The 616-nt window shown below is 69.6% G+C and carries 1 protein-coding gene and 1 riboswitch; the gene reads right to left on the reverse strand.

The window, feature by feature from the left end; translation table 11 throughout:
- Nucleotides 1-26: 26 nt before the first annotated feature.
- Nucleotides 27-117: riboswitch (cobalamin riboswitch) on the reverse strand.
- A 105-nt stretch (nt 118-222) separates the two neighbouring features.
- A partial coding sequence (locus tag KUM32_RS42515; RefSeq protein WP_217146922.1) for an FABP family protein occupies nt 223-616 on the reverse strand: 394 nt, incomplete at its 5' end.

The raw sequence follows: 616 nt of genomic DNA on the forward strand, positions 1-616 counted from the left end.
AGTAGTCCTGGAACATGCGCCGCCGCGGGTGATCGGGCTCGCGGTGCCCGCATCCCGGGGGATACGTGGCTCCGCCTACCGTTGCGGGTCAGCGCCGGACTCTCACCGGACTTCCCCCGCGGGGCGCGTATGCAGTTGTGGAGCGGGTGCGTGCCCGGCCGGCCTGGTCCGCACGTGGCCGGGGTGAGGTGCTGCCGGGCTTACGACAGGAGACTGCCAGGCTTACCGGAAGAAGGCGATGCCGTCGTCGGGCAGATCCTTGAGGTCCTTGGCCCACTCGCGCGGGTCGACGACCTTCTTCAGGTGCGCCGACATGTACGGCCGCAGCGGGACCTCGGGGGTGGCCTTCTCGCCGACCCACATCAGGTCGCTCTTGACGTATCCGTACAGCCGCTTGCCGCCCGTGTACGGGCCGGCGGCGGCGGTGCGCGCGACGGCGTCGGTGACCAGGTCGATCTGCGGCTTCTGGTCGGCCAGCTCGCCGTACCAGATCTCCACGACGCCCTGGTCGCGGATCATGACGACCTCGACCTTGCGGTCCTTGTCGATCCGCCAGTACCCGGACTCGGTCTCCAGCGGGCGGACCTTCTTGCCCTCGGAGTCCAGCTCCCAGGTG

It is taken from the genome of Streptomyces sp. AC627_RSS907, assembly GCF_019049165.1.